Raw genomic sequence first — 17245 nt, 5'->3', positions numbered from 1 at the left:
CCTCAGCCGCCCTGGACGGCGGTCACGATCTCGATGCGGTCACCCGGCGCGACGACGGTCGTCGCCCACGAGCCGCGCGGCACGACGGCGTCGTCCACCGCGACGGCGACACCCTGCGGCGTCCCGTCGGCGACGTACGCGGGCACGAGCGCCGCGACGAGCTGCTCGAGGTGCACGGGGGCGTCGAGCGGGTACGGCTCGCCGTTGACGAGCGCGGTCGGAGCAGGTCGGGTCACGGAGATCACCTCGGTGTCGTCAGGGAGAACGCGGCGGACCGGACGGTGCCGAACCCGGGGTCGCTCCCCAGGTCGGGCCCGCCGTGGGGAGCGATCCCGGGTTCGGCGAAGCGGTCGGTGCGGGTAGGGGTGAGGGCGGCCGCGACGGTGGGCGGGAGCGCGGCACCCGTGAGCCCGGCCATCACCGCGTCGGCGGTGAGCGGCGCGAGCAGGATGCCGTTGCGGCCGTGCCCCGTCGCGAGGTGCAGCCCCGGGACGCCGGTCGGACCGACGAGCGGGAGGTTGTCCGGGGTCGCGGGGCGCGCCCGGGGCGTCACGTCGACGAGCGCGGCCTCGTCGATCCCGGGCAGCAGGGCGCGCGCGTCGCGCAGCAGGGCGAAGACGCCGCCCGCGGTCGCGCGGCGGTCGTCGGGGTTCTCCTCGGTGGTCGCGCCGACGACGACCTCCCGGTGACCCGCGACGCCGCGACCCGGCCCGTCCGGGACCGGGTCGCGCGGCACGACGTACACGGGTCGCCCCTGCACGACCCCGCGCACCACGTGCTCCAGCGCGAGGTCCGGCCCGGCGTCGAGCCTCAGCGTCTGCCCCTTGACCGGCCGGGTCGGCACGACGACGCCCGGCACGTCCGCGAGGAGCGCCCCGGACTCCCAGCCCGCCGCGACGACGACCGCGCCCGCCGCGTGGAGCCGGCCCGCGTCGTCGTGCACGCCCACGACCCGCCCGGCCCGGCCGAGCGCGAGCCGCGTCGCGGACGCCCGCACGACGACGGCGCCCACCGCGGATCCGGTGCCCGACCCCGCGAGCGTCCCCGGCCCGGAGCCCGCTCCGGTGCCGCCACCGACCAGGCCGCGCAGCCCGCCGAGCAGGGCGGCGTGCACCGCGCGCGGGTCGACCGCGTGGTCGTCCGGCGCCCAGGCGGCGCCCGCGACCCGCGGGCCGAGGTACGGCTCGCGCCGACGGGCGTCGGCGACGGTGAGCTCGCGCGAGGCGAGGCCGTGCTCCGCGTGGAGGGCGAGGACGCGGCGGAGCAGGGCGAGGTCGTCGGCGTCGTAGGCGAGCGTGAGGGTGCCCGCGGTGCGCAGACCGACGTCGGCCCCGGTCGCGGCGCGCAGGTCGGCGGCGAACCCCGGCCACGCCGCGGCGGCGGCGAGGTGCAGGCGCAGCGCCGCGTCCTCGCCGAAGTCGGCCTCCGTGACGGGGGCGAGCATCCCGGCCGCGGCGTGCGTCGCGCCGTCGCCCGGCGCCGGGTCCAGCACCGTGACCGACAGACCGGCGCGCGCGGCGCGCCACGCCACGGCGAGCCCCACGATCCCGCCGCCCACGACGACGACGTCGCGCGCGCCGTCGGGCACGGCAGGGCCGGCTCCCGGCGGGCGGGGCCCGGGACGGACAGGGGTGTGCATGCGCGCTCCCTTCGCTGGCATGACCCAGATCAGGTTCGACGGTCGGCTCCGACGCCCTCTCAGCCCCGTGCGGGGCTCCCGTGCTGTCGGCCACAGTACCCGCGTGCGGGAGCGGGCGCGGCTAGGCTCCGGCGGGTGAGCACCGAGACCTTCGCCACGCCCGCGAACCCCGCCGTGCCGGCTGCGGACGACGCGCGGGCCCGGCTCGCCGACGCACGCCTCTACCTGTGCACCGACGCGCGCGAGGAGCGCGGCGACCTCGAGGACTTCCTGCGGGCGGCGCTCGCGGGCGGGGTCGACGTCGTCCAGCTCCGCGACAAGACGCTCGACGCGGCGCGCGAGCTCGAGCTCCAGGAGCTCGTCGCACGGGTCGCGACGGAGCGCGGCGCCCTGTGGGCCGTGAACGACCGGGCCGACGTTGCGGCGCTCACCGGTGCACCCGTCGTCCACATGGGTCAGGGCGACCTGCCGGTCTCCGCGGTGCGATCCCTGCTCGGGGCCGCGCCGGTGCTCGGCCGGTCCACCCACTCGGCCGACCAGGCGGCCGCGGCCGAGGCGGACCCGGACGTCGACTACTTCTGCGTGGGCCCCCTCTGGGCGACGCCGACGAAGCCGGGGCGCGTCGCGGTCGGGCTCGACCTGCTGCGCGACGTCGCCGCGACCCGGCCCACGACGCCCTGGTTCGCGATCGGCGGGATCGACGCGGAGCGGCTGGACGCGGTCCTCGACGCCGGGGCGACCCGCGTCGTCGTCGTGCGGGCGATCACGCAGGCGCCAGACCCGGAGGCCGCCGCCCGGGCGCTGCGCGGGCGGGTCGCCGAGCGAGCGGCCGAGCGCGCCGCCGAACCCACCGGCGCCTGAGACGCGGGACGGGACCGCGCCGCGCGGCGACTATCCTGGAGCCGTGACGTCACCCGCCACCGCTCCCGACACCCCCACCACCGCCGAGGTCGCCGCGACCCCGCGCCCCGTGCTCGTCGTCGACTTCGGCGCCCAGTACGCGCAGCTCATCGCGCGCCGCGTGCGCGAGGCCAAGGTCTACTCCGAGATCGTGCCGCACACCTTCACGGTCGAGCAGATGCTCGCGAAGGACCCGGTGGCGATCATCCTCTCCGGCGGGCCGTCGTCGGTGTACGCGACCGGCGCGCCGTTCGTCGACCCGGCGCTGTTCGAGGCCGGCGTGCCCGTCATGGGCATCTGCTACGGCTTCCAGGCCATGGCCAAGGCGCTCGGCGGCGAGGTCGCCCAGACGGGCCTGCGCGAGTACGGCGGCACCGAGGTCGAGGTGTGCGCCGCGGGCGTCCTGCTCGACGGCACGCCGGAGCACCAGACCACGTGGATGAGCCACGGCGACGCGGTGCACCGCGCGCCCGAGGGCTTCGAGGTCCTCGCGACGTCGTCGGGCTCGCCGGTCGCCGCGTTCGAGGACCGCGAGCGTCGCCTCTACGGCGTGCAGTGGCACCCCGAGGTCAAGCACTCCGCGCACGGCCAGACCGTGCTCGAGCACTTCCTCTACGAGGGCGCCGGGCTGGCCCCGGACTGGACGCCCGGCAACGTCATCGCGGACCAGGTCGCGGCGATCCGCGCCCAGGTCGGCGACGCGCGCGTCATCTGCGCGCTCTCGGGCGGCGTCGACTCCGCCGTCGCCGCGGCGCTCGTGCAGCGCGCGGTGGGCGACCAGCTCACGTGCGTGCACGTCGACCACGGGCTGATGCGCGCGGGCGAGGTCGAGCAGATCGAGCGCGACTTCGTCGCGGCGACGGGCGTCAACCTCGTGATCCGCGACGAGAAGGAGCGGTTCCTCACGGCGCTCGCCGGGCACAGCGACCCGGAGACCAAGCGCAAGATCATCGGCCGCGAGTTCATCCGTGTGTTCGAGGACGCCGCGCGCCAGATCGTCGAGGACGCGGGCGAGCACGGCGCCGAGGTGAAGTTCCTCGTGCAGGGCACGCTCTACCCGGACGTCGTCGAGTCCGGCGGCGGCGAGGGCGCGGCGAACATCAAGAGCCACCACAACGTCGGCGGCCTGCCCGACGACCTCCAGTTCTCGCTCGTCGAGCCGCTGCGCACCCTCTTCAAGGACGAGGTCCGCGCGGTCGGCCGCGAGCTCGGCGTCCCCGAGGAGATCGTCGCGCGCCAGCCGTTCCCCGGTCCCGGCCTCGGCATCCGCATCGTCGGCGAGGTCACGGCGGAACGGCTCGAGACGCTGCGCGCGGCCGACGCGATCGCGCGCGAGGAGCTGACGAAGGCGGGACTCGACGACGAGATCTGGCAGTGCCCCGTCGTGCTGCTCGCCGACGTCCGCTCGGTCGGCGTCCAGGGCGACGGCCGCACCTACGGCCACCCGATCGTGCTGCGCCCCGTCTCGTCCGAGGACGCGATGACGGCCGACTGGACGCGCCTGCCCTACGACGTGCTGTCCGTCATCTCGACGCGCATCACCAACGAGGTCTCCGAGGTCAACCGCGTCGTGCTCGACGTGACGAGCAAGCCCCCGGGCACCATCGAGTGGGAGTGACCCCCTAGCGGGACGGGCGGGCCCGACGATCCACGGCGATCGTCGCGGCCCGTTCGTACGCCCGCTCCACGTCGGCGAGCACGCGCGGCCAGCCCGCCGACGACGGCACGTCCCGGTTGTGCGCGACGATCCGGTCGAGCAGGTCGTCCTCGGTCGCGAGCCGCACGAGCGCGTCGGCGAGCCCGGCGTCGTCGTCCGCGAGGAGCGCGTCGACGCCGTCGGTGAGGCGCTCCGCGACGCCCGACTGCGAGCGGGTGAGCACCGCCAGCCCGGCGGCCTGGCCCTCGAGCGCGGCGATGCCGAACGCCTCCTCGACGGCGGGCGCGGCGAACACGTCGGCCCGTGCGTAGAGGCGCTTGAGCCCGGTCGCGTCGAGGCGGCCGGGCAGCGACACGACCGACCCCAGCCCGTGCTCCGTGACGAAGCGCCGCGCGTCGGCCAGCTCCGGTCCGTCCCCGGCGAGCGTCACGTGGAGCGCCCCCTCGGGGAGGCGCCCGACGGCGTCCCGCACGACCTCCAGGAACGGCAGTACGCGCTTGCGCGGCGCGAACCGCGTCGCGGCCACGACGTGGAGGGCCGCGCCCTCCATGCGGTCGGCGCGCTCGGTGCGCGGGACGCGCCACGCGTCGAGGTCGAGGCCGTTGTGCAGGACCACGACCTCGCCGTGGTCGCCGACGATGCGGCGCAGGGGAGCGGCGGTCAACTCGCTCACCGCCGACCACAGGACGGGCCAGCTCGACCAGCGCGTGACGCGGTCGAGCGCGGCGAACGCCTTCTCGGCCCCGCCCCACACGCTGTGCACGGTGAGCACGGCGGGCAGCCCGGCGCGCACGACCGTGCGCAGCGACGCCTGCGTCGAGGGGGTGAGGACGCCCATGTGCAGGTGCACGACGTCGGGCCGGTCCGCGCCGAGGATCCGCGCCACGTGGTGCGGCGCGCGCGGGTGGACGGGGTAGCCGCCCGGCACGCGTGCCGCGAGCCGGTGCACCGTGACGTCGCCGTCCCGCTCGGTCGACACGCCGTGCGCGCCGGGGCGCGCCGGCGTGGTGCACACGACCGAGACGTCGTGGCCGGTCGCCGCCTGCTGCTGCGCGAGCCGCGCGACCTGGGTCTCGATCCCGCCGAGCAGGGGGAGGTAGCAGTCGGTCAGGTGGGTGATGCGCACGGTCGGCATCCTCCCATCCCGGCGCGGCGCTGAGGTGCGCGTTCGCCGCGCGGGGGACCGCCGTCGTCGCTACCGTGGGTCCCGTATGGGTGGTTCGACCGCCCTGCGGCGGACCCGCGCCCGCGGGTCGCGGACCGCGGTGCGGCAGCAGGTGGGTCCTGACGAAGGGGAGAACGCGCCATGTCGAGCACCGTCACCGTCACGCCGGCCAAGGGGGCCCGAGGCATCGGCCTCGTGTCGATCATCGCCGGCATCGTCCTCCTCCTCGCGGGCATCGGCACCTGGATCGTGGTGGCGAACCAGCTGTCCGCCGAGGAGATCACCGTCTCGGACGACGCGTCGTTCCTGGCGGGCCGCCACGTCAACGGGCCGCTCACCGCGTACGCGCAGGCCGAGGTCATCAACAAGCACGCGCTCGAGGCGAGCGGCGGCCAGACGTACGCCGAGCTCGACCAGGACGACCCCACGCGGCAGACGGTCATGACGGCGTCGTTCCTCCGGGCGTCGCTCTTCACGTCCGTCGTCGCGTTCGGGGTGTGCCTGCTCGTCATGGGGCTCGGCATCCTGTTCATCCTCGTCGGGATCGCGCTCCGGCGACTCGCGGGCGGCCCCAGCGTCGCGGTCGAGACGCCGGGGGCGTACACGTCGTCGGGCGACCTGTCGGACGCGGGACGCCACGCCGCCCCCGTGCACGCGGAGCCCGCGCCGACCGCCCCGCCCGTCCGTCCGGAGCCGACTCGTCCCGTCGAGGCGCCGGGCCGCACGTCCGCGCTCTCGACGCCCGGCGCCGAGGCCCGCGCGGCCGCGACCCCGGTCGAGCCGACCGGCGCACCGGGCACCGGGACGCCGTCCGCCCCCGGCGCGTCGCCCGCCGCCTCACCGGACACGACGCCGCCCGTGACCGGACCCACGGGCACCTCGCCCGAGCGCAGGGGTGACGAGCCCACCCCCTGATCGTCCCGGCCGTCCGTCCGGACGCCGAGGACCCGTTCCCACCGGGTCGCACCGGGGAGAGCGTGCGGGGCGGCGTCGCTCGGACACGGCGAGGGGCCGTGGCACACGTGCCACGGCCCCTCGGTGTCTCCCGCCCGGGTGCGTCCCTGGTCGCCGGGTCCGCGCGCGACGGGTCCGGGCTCAGCCGCGTCGGCGCCGAGCCCCCGAGACGATCGACCCGACCACGAGCGTGAGGCCCGCCGCGGCGAGCACGACGATCGTGGCCAGCCCGAGGTCGACCCGCGCACCGAGGGCGGCGGCGAGGACGACGACGCCGAACGCGACGAGGACGAATCCCCACACGATCGTGGAGACGCGCGGTCCGCGCCGTCCGGGCGACGGGGGTCCGGCGGGCGCGACGGGCGACGCGGGCGCCGAGGGCGTCGCCGAGGCGGACGGCCCGACCGGTGGCACGGCACCGGCGGCCTGGCCGGACGTCGTCGTGCCGTCCGGAGCAGCACCCGTGTGCGCAGGCGTCGCGGGCACGCCCACGTCCAGGACGGAGGTCTCCCCGTCCCGTGCCTGCGTGGTGGGCAGCGGCTCCGTGGGGTGGACCGCGGGTCGGGGCGACCCGAGCGGCTCCGTGGCCGGAGGCTCGGTGGTCAGCGGGACCGTCGGGTGGGCGTCCGCCTCCGGGGACCCGGCCTGCGGGGTGTCGAACAGCTCGTCGCCGAGCGGCCGCGTCTCGTCGTCGCGGCGTCCGGAGTCGTTCATCAGTCCTCCTCGATCGTGATCTGGCCGGCACCGACCTCGACCCGCAGCACGAGCAGCGGGTCGTCGCCGGACTGGACCTCGTCGTTGTCGAACGTGACCGGCTGCGTGCTGACGCCGCCGATCTCCTGCCGGTCGCCGTCGACGTGCCAGCGGGCGTTCCCGGCGAGCACCTGGACCTGGGCGCGGACGGGGACGCCGTCGGGCACGACGACGGTCGCGTCCCCGGCGCCGAGCTGGATCGGGACCTCCACGGGGGACGCGCCGGACGCGTCGGACAGGTCCAGCCCGGAGAGGTCGATCGTCGGGTCGCCGAAGGTCACGCCGAAGCCCTCCTCGGCGACGTCCGGGTCGGTCACGCGGTGCGTGCCGTCCGTGACGGTCCGCACGGAGTCGTCGAGGAAGAACGTGAACGGGGCGGACCGCCACGCGGACGCGGGGAGCGCGACGACCAGCAGGAGCACCGCGAGCCAGCCGAGGCCGCCGCTGGTGCGCCCGCGCAGGCCGCTCACGACGATCGCCAGGCCCGCGAGGATCCCGGACAGGCCCGCCCAGGTGAGGAACACGGGCCAGGGCAGCTCGCCCTGCCGGTCGACGACGAGCAGGAACGCACCGAGCAGGAGGCTCAGCCCGACCACGACCCCCGTCGTGGTCGCGCCGGGTCCGCGAGGCCGCGGGGGCTTCGGCGGCTGGGGGGCGCGCGGAGGCCTCGGGGGCTGCTGCGCGGACGGGTTCCGCGGTCCCTGGTGGGCCCGCTGCGGTGCCGCGGTCGCGCCGAGCGGTGCGCCCGGGGCGTACGGGGGGAGGGGCGCGGTGACGCCGGGCGCGGTCGAGGCGTACGGGCTCGCCTCGGCGGACCAGGTCGTCCGGTCCTGCGGACCCGACGGCGCGGTGCCCGACGGCGCTCCCGGGGAGCCCCACGGGGCGTCGGCCGGCGCGGGGTCGCCACCGGCAGCGCCCGGACCGTAGCCCGGCCCGCCCGGACCGTAGGCCGGCCCGCCCGGACCGTAGGCCGGCCCGCCCGGACCGTAGCCCGGTCCACCTGGGCCGTGGCCGGGTGCGCCGGGGCCACCGGGCCACGGCGGCGCCTGCGGCGGTGCGCCCTGGGGCCTCCGGGGGCCGCGCTGGGTGAGCGCGGAGACCACGACGACCGCCACGGTGACGAACGCCGCGACCCAGAACAGGCCGGTCAGCCACCCGAGGTGGAGCGCGTCCCACCACGACCACCAGCCGCCGCCCCAGGAGAACCCGACGACGACGAACGCGGCCGCGCCGAGCAGCGCGACGTCCACGTTGCCGCGGAACGCCTCCTGGAGGTGGATGCGCCCGTCCCGACGCTCCGGCAGCAGGGCCCAGGCCGCGCCGTAGAGGACGAGCCCGGCGCCCGACAGGAAGAACGTCACGAAGAGGAGCCCGCGCACGACGAGCGGGTCGATCCCGAACCGCTCGGCGACGCCGGACGCGACGCCGCCGATCCACCGGTCGTCCGAGCGGAAGATGCCCACGCGGCGGACGGCGTCGAAGAAGCCGTCGGTGCCGTTCGGGCGGGTCCCGCCAGGGCCCTGCGGAGGGCCCTGGGGGCTGCCCTGCGGAGGGCCCTGGCCGGGGTCGGACGGGCCGGCGGGCCCGGCCCACGCGGGGTCGGGTCCGCTCGGCCCGGGAGGGACGGTGCCGGGCTGCGCGCCGGACGCGTCGGCGGCGCCGCCGGAGGGCCCGGGCTGGGCGCCGGGTCCGGGAAGGTCGGGAGTGCTCATGGCCACCATGCTGGCCCGGGAGCCGGCCCGCCGGTATCGGGTGCCACCCTGACCCGACCCTGAACCGGCCGCGGACCGACCCTGGTTTCCCCGTCCGGGGACGCTCCGGGCGCCCGCGACGTGTGACGATCGGGGGGTGACGACTCCTGCCCGCCCCGGCCCGCGGCCCGGTGCACCCACCGGTGCCGGGCCCGGTTCCCGACCCCGCGGCCTGCCGCTGCGCCGCCCCGAGCGCGGCCGGTGGGTCGCGGGCGTGTGCGCCGGGCTCGCGGCCCACCTGGGCGTGAGCGTCGGGGTGGTGCGCCTCGTGATGGCGCTCCTCGGGCTCGCGGGCGGCGCGGGCGTCGCGCTCTACGTGTTCTGGTGGCTCACGGTCCCGTCCGGCGACCCGGCCGCGGCACGGGAGGAGCAGCGCCCGGCGTCGCTGTCGCGGCTCGCCCCCCGGCTCCAGGGCAGCGTGCGCCGCCTGCCCGTGCGCGACGTCGCGATCGGCGTCGTCCTGCTGGGCGGTGCCGCGCTGCTCGTGGCGCTGCGCACGGGCGTCGACGTCGAGGTGTCGTGGGTGATCCCGGTCCTCATCGCGCTCGCGGGCGCGGCGCTCGCGTGGAGCCAGCTCGACGCCGTCGAGCGCGGCCGGCTGCTCACCCGTGCCGGCGGGCGCACGCCCGCCGGGGTCCTCCGCATCGCGGGCGGCGTCGTGCTCGTCCTCGTGGGCATCGTCCTCCTCGTGGGGCAGGACGCGCGGCCCACCCAGATCGTCCGCGCGGCGGTCGCGGCGGTCGCGGTGCTCGCCGGCGTCGCGATCGTGCTCGCCCCGTGGTGGCTCAAGCTCGTGCGCGAGCTCGGCGACGAGCGCGCCGCCCGCGCCCGCGAGGCCGAGCGCGCCGACATCGCGGCGCACCTGCACGACTCGGTGCTGCAGACGCTCGCCCTCATCCGCGCCCGGTCGTCCGACGCCGACACCGTCGCGCGCCTCGCGCGCGCCCAGGAGCGCGAGCTGCGCGAGTGGCTGTACGACGACCGCCCCTCGCCCGGGACGTCGCTCGCCGCCGAGCTGCGCGGGCTCGTCGCGGAGGTCGAGGACGGGCGCGTGGGCCGTCGTGCGGAGCCCATCGGCGCGCCCGTCGGGGCGCCCGGCGGGTCGACCGGCGAGACCGACCCCGGGCCGGTCGTGGTCGACGTCGTCGTGGTGGGCGACTGCACGCCCACCCAGGAGACCGCGGCGCTGCTGCAGGCCACCCGCGAGGCGCTCGTCAACGCCGTCGCGCACGGCGGTCCGCCCTACTCGGTCTACCTGGAGGTCAGCGACGCGGCCGTCGAGGTCTTCGTGCGCGACCGCGGCGACGGCTTCGACATGGAGGACGTCGCACCCGACCGGTTCGGCGTCCGCGAGTCGATCCTCGGCCGGGTCCAGCGCCGCGGCGGGAAGGCCGAGATCATCAGCAGGCCGGGATGGGGCACGGAGGTACGGTTGCGCGTGCCGCGCGCCCTGACGGCCGAGCCCGAGCCCGCCCGCCCGCCGTCGAGCGCACCGTCGAACCAGGAGACCCCGTGACGACCATCCCCAGCACGCCGGCCGCCGGCGGCCCCTCGACCGGCCCCGTCCCGGTGGTGCTCGTCGACGACCACCACATGTTCCGGGCGGGAGTGCGCGCGAGCCTCGACCCCGCCCTCGTCACCGTGGTGGGGGAGGCGGACGACGTCGAGTCCGCCGTCGCGCGCGTGCACGAGCTGCGCCCCCCGGTCGTGCTCCTCGACGTGCACCTGCCGGGCGGCAGCGGGGGCGGCGGCGCGGAGGTCGTCCAGCGCTGCGCCGACGTGCTCGGCGACGTGCGGTTCCTCGCGCTGTCGGTGTCCGACGCCGCGGAGGACGTCGTCGCGGTCATCCGCGCCGGGGCGCGCGGCTACGTGACGAAGGCGATCTCCGGGCCGGACCTGTCGGCCGCCGTCGGGCAGGTCGCGGGCGGCGACGCGGTGTTCTCGCCGCGCCTCGCGGGCTTCGTGCTCGACGCGTTCGGCACGGGGGCGGGCGACGTCGCGGTGCGCGACGACGAGCTGGACCGGCTGTCCGCGCGCGAGCAGGAGGTCATGCGCCTCATCGCGCGCGGGTACACCTACCGCGAGGTCGCGTCCGAGCTGTTCATCTCGATCAAGACGGTCGAGACCCACGTCTCCGCGGTCCTGCGCAAGCTCCAGCTGTCCTCCCGCCACGAGCTCACCCGCTGGGCGGCCCAGCGCCGCCTCCTCTAGCGGCACCGCCCCGTGTCGCGCGCCCGCCCCGGGCCTGACGCACACTGGCGGGTGTGAGCATGGCAGCCCGTGCCCCGCGCCGCGAGCCCGCTGCCGCTCGGTGGGGGTGGATCGTGGCCGCCGTCGTGGCGGTGCTGGCGTTCGCGGTGCGGTGGCACCTCGTCGGCGGCTCGGCCGGGGTCGGTGCCTACCGCGGGTACGACGACGGCGTGTACTTCTCGGCGGCGGTGGCGTTCGTGCACGGCCGCCTGCCCTACCGGGACTTCCTGCTGCTGCACCCGCCCGGCTCGATGCTCGCCCTGACGCCCTTCGCGGGGCTCACCGCATGGACGAGCGACGACCACGCCCTGGTCGCCGCGCGCGTCGGCCTCATGCTCGTCGGCGCGGCCAACGCCGTGCTCGTGACGCGCGTCGCGCGCCGGTGGGGTGCGACGGCCGCGGTCGTGGGCGGCGTCCTGTACGCGGTGTCCTACGCCGCGGCGTGGGCCGAGCGCCTCACGCTGCTCGAGCCCCTGGGCTCCCTGTGCCTGCTCGGCGGGGTCGTGCTGCTGCTCCGGGGCCTCGACGCACGCCGGGAGGGCACCGGCAGCGGGCGTCTCTGGGTGTGGGCGGGCGGCGCCGTCCTCGGGCTCGGCGCGACGGTCAAGATCTGGGGCGTCGTGCCGCTGGCCGTCGTGCTCCTCTGGCTCCTGGCCGTCGCCGGGTGGCGCACCGCCGCCCGCGCCGCCGCGGGCGCCGTCGTCGCGCTGGCGACCGTGCTGCTGCCGTTCCTCCTCGCCGCGGGCCCGGACATGGTCCGCATGGTGGTGCTCACCCAGCTCGGCCGGCCGCGGGAGCCGAAAGACCTCGAGCAGCGGCTCGTGTGGATCACGGGGACGGGAGGTCTCGAGGAGCTCGTGTCGCACCGGGCCCAGGTCGCGGCCGTCTGGACCGTGCTGGTGCTGCTGACCGTCGCGGCGGTCGTCGCCTGGGCCGGGCGGCGGGGACGGCTCTGGGTCGTGCTGCTCGTGGCGCAGGTCGGCGTGCTGCTGGCCGCGCCGTCCGCGTACGCGCAGTACGCCGCCTTCCCGGCGCCCGCCCTGGTCCTCGTCCTGGCAGCGGCGTGCTCGCTCCTGCCGCGCCCTGGCCGGGTCGTGGCGGGGACGGTCCTGGGCGCCGGGGCGGGAGCCCTCCTGGTGGCGGCCGTGCTGACCGCGCCCCGCTTCGTGCCCCTCCCGACGGCCGAGGTCGCGGCCCGGCTCCCGGACGACGGCTGCGTGCGCGCCGACTCCCCCGGGATGCTGGCCGTCCTCGACGTGCTGAGCCGCGACCTGGAGCGCGGCTGCGAGCTCCCGGTGGACCTCTCGGGGTACACCTACGACCTCGGCGCGCGCGACGCCGACGGGGAGGCCGTCCCGCGCCGTCGGAACCTCGCCTGGCAGGCCGAGGCGCTGCGCTACCTGACCTCGGGGACGTCCGCCGTCCTCGTGCGGACGACCGGCGACGGGTTCAGCGACGAGACGTGGCGGGCTCTCGACGAGGCGACGACGACCGTGCTCGACCGCCCGGGCGTGCGGGTGCTGGTCCCGCACGACGACCCGGCGCGACCGGGAGGCTGAGCCCGCGGCTACCCGGAGCGGCGACGCGCGCCGTGGCCGTCGTGGGCGGCGTAGGCGGGCCAGGCGGGGGAGAGGGTCACCACGTCGCCGACGACGGTCACGGCCGGCGGGCGGACGCCCGCCTCGCGCGCGCGGTCGGCGATGGTCGCGAGGGTGCCGACGGTCGTGCGCTGGCGCGGGCCGTAGCCGTCCTCCACGACCGCGACCGGCGTCTCGGGCGGACGGCCCTGCGCCACGAGCGCGGCGGCCGTCTCCGCGAGGCGAGAGACGCCCATGAGCAGGACGACCGTGTGGTCGGTCGCGGCGGGGACCTTGCCGACGTCCTCGTGCCCGGTGAGCACGGTGAACCCGCGCGACAGGCCGCGGTGCGTGACGGGGATGCCCGCCGCGGCGGGCACGGAGACGGCGCTCGTCACGCCCGGGACGACCTCGACCGGGATGCCGTGCTCGCGGCACGCCTCGGCCTCCTCGCCGCCGCGCCCGAACACGTAGGGGTCGCCGCCCTTGAGGCGCACGACCCGCCGCCCGACGAGCGCATGGTGCACGAGGATCCGGTTGATCTCCGACTGCGGCACCGGGTGGTGGCCCGGCGTCTTGCCGACGTCCACGACCTCGACGTCGTCGCCGAGCTCGGCGAGCAGGCCGCGCGGCCCGAGCCGGTCGACCACGACGACGTCCGCCTCCGCCAGGAGGCGGCGTCCCCGCACCGAGATCAGCCCGGCGTCGCCGGGGCCGCCCCCGACGAGCGCGACCGTCCCCACCGGCCGCACGAGCGGCTCCGAGACGGCCCCGGCGCGGGGGGCGTCGTCGTCGGCCGTGGGGCGCGTGCCCGCCGGGCGGACCGCACGGAGCGGGAGCTCTCCCGTCTCGAGCAGCGCCGCGACGGCGTCGCGGACGCGCTGGGCGCGGCGCGGGTCCCGGCCCGCGTTGACGGACACCGTGACCTCCGCGGCCGGGCCACCGCGGGACGCGCCGCCCGGGACGCGCGTGCGTGCCACGGCGGGCACCCACGCGGTCGCGAGGTCCGCGTCGCCCGCGGCGACGCAGAAGACCCGGTCGGCCTCGGCATCGGCCGCGACCTGGGAGTCCACGCCCGGGTCGCCGGTCGCGGCGTGGACGAGCCACGCGCCGTCGAGGTCCCCGGTGAGGTAGTCGCGCCGCACCCACGACAGCCGCGCACCGTGGTCCGCGGGCAGGGCGACGTGCCCGTGCGCGTCGCCGGCGGGGCCGTGCACCGCGAGCAGCTCCGCGAGGTCCTCGCAGACGAACGGCGCGACGACGGTCACGACGGCGCCCGCGTCGAGGAGCCCGCGCGTGCGGCGCGCCGCGACGGGGCCGCCGCCGACGACGACGGCCCGGCGACCGTCGAGACGCAGGCCCAGGGGGTACGTCTCGTGCTCGGGTGCGGTCACGGCGTCCAGCCTAGATCGCGTACGAGCCGGGCCGGGACGCCGGACGCCGGGCGGCGGCGAGCGCGTCGCCGACCATGCCGGCGGCGAGCGTGCCGCCGTCCTGGGCGTCGACGAGCAGGAACGCGCCCGTGCGGCGGGCCACGACGTACTCCTCGGCCGCGACGGGCGACGCGAGCCGCAGGGTCACGCGGCCGATGTCGTTGAGGTCGAGACGCTCGGCGGGGTCGAGCTCGGCGGTGTCGAGGTCGAGCCGCCCGACGACGTCGCGCACCACCGCCTGCACCGTGCGGGTCGTGTGCTTGAGCAGCACGCGCGCGCCGGGCAGGAGCGGTCGGTCGCTGAGCCACGCGACGGTGCCCTCGACGTCCTGCGTGACCTCGGGGGCCTCCGCGGCGGAGGCGATGAGGTCGCCGCGCGCGACGTCCACGTCGTCGGCGAGGCGGATCGTCACGGACTGCGGCGCGAACGCCTCCGTGAGCACCTCGCCGGACGCGAGCGAGTCGGCCGTGTCGATCCCGACGACGGTCGTGCGGCGACCGGACGGCAGCACGACGACCTCGTCCCCGACCGTCACGACGCCCGACGCCACCTGCCCGGCGTACCCGCGGTAGTCGCGGTAGCGCTCGTCGGCCGCGGCCTGCGGGCGGATGACCACCTGGACGGGGAAGCGGAACGCCTCGGTCTCCGGGTCGTCGCCCGTCGGGAGCTCCTCGAGCAGCTCGAGCAGGCTCGGGCCGTCGTACCAGGGCGTGTTCGCGCTCGCGCGGTCCACCACGTTGTCGCCCACGAGCGCGGACACCGGGATGGTGTGCACGTCGCCGACGCCGAGCGAGGTCGCGGCCGCGCGGATGTCCGCCGCGAGCTCCTCGTACCGGGCCTCGCTGTAGTCGACGAGGTCGATCTTGTTGACCGCGACGACGACGTGCGGCACGCGCAGGAGGCTCGCGACCGCGAGGTGGCGGCGCGTCTGCTCGAGCAGGCCCTTGCGCGCGTCGATGAGCAGCACGACGACGTCCGCCGTCGACGCTCCCGTGACGGTGTTGCGCGTGTACTGCACGTGCCCGGGGCAGTCGGCGAGGATGAACGACCGGCGCGCGGTCGCGAAGTACCGGTACGCCACGTCGATCGTGATGCCCTGCTCGCGCTCGGCGCGCAGTCCGTCCGTGAGGAGCGCGAGGTCGGCCGACTCGAGGCCGCGGTCGCGCGAGACGCGCTCGACGGCGTCGAGCTGGTCCGCGAGCACGGACTTCGAGTCGAAGAGGAGGCGGCCCACGAGCGTGGACTTGCCGTCGTCGACGGAGCCCGCCGTCGCGAGGCGCAGCAGCGTGCCGCGGCGCGCGTCGTCGAGCGGGACGGTCGTGCCCTCGGTGGCGGCGCCGGTGCTGGTCTGGGTGCCCATCAGAAGTACCCCTCCTTCTTGCGGTCCTCCATGGCGGCCTCGGAGAGGCGGTCGTCGGCGCGGGTCGCGCCGCGCTCGGTGATGCGCGTCGCGGCGACCTCGGCGATGACGTCCTCGACGCCCGTCGCGTCCGACCGCACGGCGCCGGTGCACGACATGTCGCCGACGGTCCGGTAGCGCACCGTCTCGGTCCGCCGCGACGCGGCCTCGGCGTCCGTGCGGGGCTCCGAGTACGGCCCGACGGCGAGCAGCATCCCGTCGCGGTCGAACACCTCGCGCTCGTGCGCGTAGTAGAGCTCGGGGAGCTCGATGCGCTCGCGCGCGATGTAGCGCCACACGTCGAGCTCGGTCCAGTTCGACAGCGGGAACACGCGGACGTGCTCGCCGGGCCGGTGGCGCCCGTTGTAGAGGTTCCACAGCTCCGGGCGCTGGTTGCGCGGGTCCCACTGGCCGAACTCGTCGCGCAGCGAGAACACGCGCTCCTTGGCGCGCGCCTTCTCCTCGTCGCGCCGGCCGCCGCCGAACACGGCGTCGAACTTGTGCCCCGAGATCGCGTCGAGCAGCGGCTGCGTCTGCAGGGGGTTGCGCGTCCCGTCCGCGCGCTCGCGCAGGCGGCCGTCGTCGAGGTAGTCCTGGACGCTCGCGACCTCGAGCCGCAGGCCCAGGCGGGCCGCCGTCGCGTCGCGGTAGGCGAGCACCTCGGGGAAGTTGTGGCCCGTGTCCACGTGCAGCACGGGGAACGGCACGGGGCCGGGCGCGAACGCCTTGACCGCGAGGTGCAGCATCACCACGGAGTCCTTGCCGCCGCTGAACAGCAGCACGGGGCGCTCGAACTCGGCCACCACCTCGCGGACGATGTGGATGCCCTCGCTCTCGAGCGCGTCGAGCTGCGCGAGACGGCGCCCGCCGGGCAGCGCCGAGCCGGGGACCGGCGCGTCCGCGCGGGCGCCGGCGGGAGCACCGGCGGGGGAGCCCGGTGCGTCGGTCGTCAGGTCGATGGTCGTCATGCCCGTCCTCATACGTGGAGTCCGCACTCTGTCTTGTCGAGCCCCGCCCAGCGGCCGGCCCTCGGGTCCTCGCCCGGCGCGACGCGCCGGGTGCACGGCTGGCAGCCGATCGACGGGTAGCCGTCGTTCAGCAGGGGGTTGAGGATCACCTGGTGCCGCGCGGCGTACGCGAGCAGGTCGTCGAACGACCAGGCCGCGAGCGGGTTGATCTTCACGAGCCCGTTCTTCTCGTCGAACGTGACGAGGGGCGTGCCCGTCCGGGTCGGCGCCTCGTCACGGCGCACTCCCGTGACCCACACCTCGTAGCCCGCGAGCGTGCGGTGCAGGGGCTCGACCTTGCGCATCTGGCAGCACAGGCCGGGGTCGCGCGAGAACAGGTCCTTGCCGTGCGCGGCGTCCTGCTGGGCGACCGTGAGCTCGGGCCGGACGTCGACGATCGTCACGTCCATCTGCTGCTCGACGGCGTCCCGCGTGCCGACCGTCTCGGCGAAGTGGTACCCCGTGTCGAGGAACAGCACGTCGACCCAGGGGATCTGCGCCGCCACGACGTGGGGGAGCACGGCGTCGGCCATGGAGCACGCCACCGCGACGGACGTCCCGAACTCGCGCGCAGCCCAGGCGATGACCTCCTCCGCGGTCGCCTCGGGGCGCGTGGCGCCCTCGACGCCGGGCGTGCCCGCGCCGTGCAGCAGCGCCGCGCCGCGCCGCGCGATCTCGCGCAGCTCGTCGAGCGACCGCTTCGGCCGGCCGTGCCGCGCGCGCTCCGCGTGGTGCGCGGCCTTCGCGCTCTCGCGCTGCT

At 76.9% G+C, this 17245-nt stretch carries 15 protein-coding genes and 1 riboswitch; of the genes, 6 read left to right on the top strand and 9 right to left on the bottom strand.

The window, feature by feature from the left end; all coding sequences use genetic code 11:
* Positions 1 to 2: 2 nt before the first annotated feature.
* Together thiS and ACTJIY_RS13140 are read right to left on the bottom strand one after the other, a co-directional pair.
* On the bottom strand, positions 3 to 236 hold the full coding sequence (thiS, locus tag ACTJIY_RS13145; protein ID WP_308202266.1) for a sulfur carrier protein ThiS: 234 nt from the start codon (positions 234 to 236) through the stop codon (positions 3 to 5).
* Between the two features lie 5 nt (positions 237 to 241).
* A complete protein-coding gene (locus ACTJIY_RS13140; RefSeq protein WP_440674357.1) occupies positions 242 to 1639 on the bottom strand; it encodes an FAD-dependent oxidoreductase in 1398 nt (465 codons plus the stop codon).
* A 4-nt stretch (positions 1640 to 1643) separates the two neighbouring features.
* A riboswitch (TPP riboswitch) is annotated at positions 1644 to 1723 on the bottom strand.
* Positions 1724 to 1774: 51 nt separating this feature from the next.
* On the opposite strand from ACTJIY_RS13140, the gene thiE reads away from it, so the two are divergent.
* On the top strand, positions 1775 to 2500 hold the full coding sequence (gene thiE, locus ACTJIY_RS13135; protein ID WP_440674358.1) for a thiamine phosphate synthase: 726 nt from the start codon (positions 1775 to 1777) through the stop codon (positions 2498 to 2500).
* Positions 2501 to 2543: 43 nt separating this feature from the next.
* Positions 2544 to 4157 (top strand): glutamine-hydrolyzing GMP synthase, encoded by a 1614-nt coding sequence (gene guaA / locus ACTJIY_RS13130; protein ID WP_440674359.1) that lies wholly within the window; start codon positions 2544 to 2546, stop codon positions 4155 to 4157.
* A 4-nt stretch (positions 4158 to 4161) separates the two neighbouring features.
* On the opposite strand, the gene ACTJIY_RS13125 is transcribed toward guaA, so the two are convergent.
* Positions 4162 to 5322 (bottom strand): glycosyltransferase family 4 protein, encoded by a 1161-nt coding sequence (locus tag ACTJIY_RS13125; protein ID WP_440674360.1) that lies wholly within the window; start codon positions 5320 to 5322, stop codon positions 4162 to 4164.
* 180 nt (positions 5323 to 5502) lie between these two features.
* Here ACTJIY_RS13125 and ACTJIY_RS13120 point away from each other — a divergent pair, with 180 nt between their 5' ends.
* Positions 5503 to 6276 carry a hypothetical protein gene (locus ACTJIY_RS13120; protein ID WP_440674361.1) on the top strand — a complete coding sequence of 258 codons (774 nt, stop codon included), beginning with the start codon at positions 5503 to 5505 and terminating at the stop codon, positions 6274 to 6276.
* 180 nt (positions 6277 to 6456) lie between these two features.
* Here the strand turns inward: ACTJIY_RS13120 and ACTJIY_RS13115 are convergent, their stop codons facing one another.
* A complete protein-coding gene (locus ACTJIY_RS13115; protein ID WP_440674362.1) occupies positions 6457 to 7029 on the bottom strand; it encodes a hypothetical protein in 573 nt (190 codons plus the stop codon).
* A complete protein-coding gene (locus ACTJIY_RS13110) occupies positions 7029 to 8780 on the bottom strand; it encodes a PspC domain-containing protein (RefSeq protein ID WP_440674363.1) in 1752 nt (583 codons plus the stop codon). The genes ACTJIY_RS13115 and ACTJIY_RS13110 overlap by 1 nt, the downstream gene beginning before the upstream one ends.
* 136 nt (positions 8781 to 8916) lie before the next feature.
* Between ACTJIY_RS13110 and ACTJIY_RS13105 the strand changes: the two genes are divergently transcribed.
* The 3 genes from ACTJIY_RS13105 (at position 8917) to ACTJIY_RS13095 (ending at position 12628) form a co-directional block, all read left to right on the top strand.
* On the top strand, positions 8917 to 10335 hold the full coding sequence (locus tag ACTJIY_RS13105; RefSeq protein WP_440674364.1) for a PspC domain-containing protein: 1419 nt from the start codon (positions 8917 to 8919) through the stop codon (positions 10333 to 10335).
* A gap of 77 nt (positions 10336 to 10412) precedes the next feature.
* Complete coding sequence (locus tag ACTJIY_RS13100; RefSeq protein ID WP_253051426.1) at positions 10413 to 11030, top strand: LuxR C-terminal-related transcriptional regulator; 618 nt, start codon at positions 10413 to 10415, stop codon at positions 11028 to 11030.
* 53 nt (positions 11031 to 11083) lie between these two features.
* Entirely contained in the window at positions 11084 to 12628 is a 1545-nt protein-coding gene (locus ACTJIY_RS13095; RefSeq protein ID WP_440674365.1) for a hypothetical protein, read from the top strand.
* 8 nt (positions 12629 to 12636) lie between these two features.
* Here ACTJIY_RS13095 and cobA read toward each other — a convergent pair whose 3' ends face one another.
* Genes cobA through ACTJIY_RS13075 form a run of 4 tightly spaced genes read right to left on the bottom strand, consistent with a single transcriptional unit; the run spans position 12637 to position 17168 of the window.
* Positions 12637 to 14040, bottom strand: a complete 1404-nt coding sequence (cobA, locus tag ACTJIY_RS13090) for a uroporphyrinogen-III C-methyltransferase (protein ID WP_440674366.1) — start codon at positions 14038 to 14040, stop codon at positions 12637 to 12639.
* 10 nt (positions 14041 to 14050) lie between these two features.
* Positions 14051 to 15439 (bottom strand): sulfate adenylyltransferase subunit 1, encoded by a 1389-nt coding sequence (locus tag ACTJIY_RS13085; RefSeq protein ID WP_440674367.1) that lies wholly within the window; start codon positions 15437 to 15439, stop codon positions 14051 to 14053.
* A complete protein-coding gene (gene cysD / locus ACTJIY_RS13080) occupies positions 15439 to 16446 on the bottom strand; it encodes a sulfate adenylyltransferase subunit CysD (protein ID WP_353707843.1) in 1008 nt (335 codons plus the stop codon). The genes ACTJIY_RS13085 and cysD overlap by 1 nt, the downstream gene beginning before the upstream one ends.
* Positions 16447 to 16454: 8 nt before the next feature.
* Positions 16455 to 17168 carry a phosphoadenylyl-sulfate reductase gene (locus tag ACTJIY_RS13075; protein WP_353709585.1) on the bottom strand — a complete coding sequence of 238 codons (714 nt, stop codon included), beginning with the start codon at positions 17166 to 17168 and terminating at the stop codon, positions 16455 to 16457.
* Positions 17169 to 17245: the final 77 nt, after the last annotated feature.

Source organism: Cellulosimicrobium sp. 22598 (assembly GCF_052044445.1).
GTDB classification, from domain to species: domain Bacteria; phylum Actinomycetota; class Actinomycetes; order Actinomycetales; family Cellulomonadaceae; genus Cellulosimicrobium; species Cellulosimicrobium cellulans_G.
This window is presented reverse-complemented; position numbering and strand designations above follow the sequence as displayed.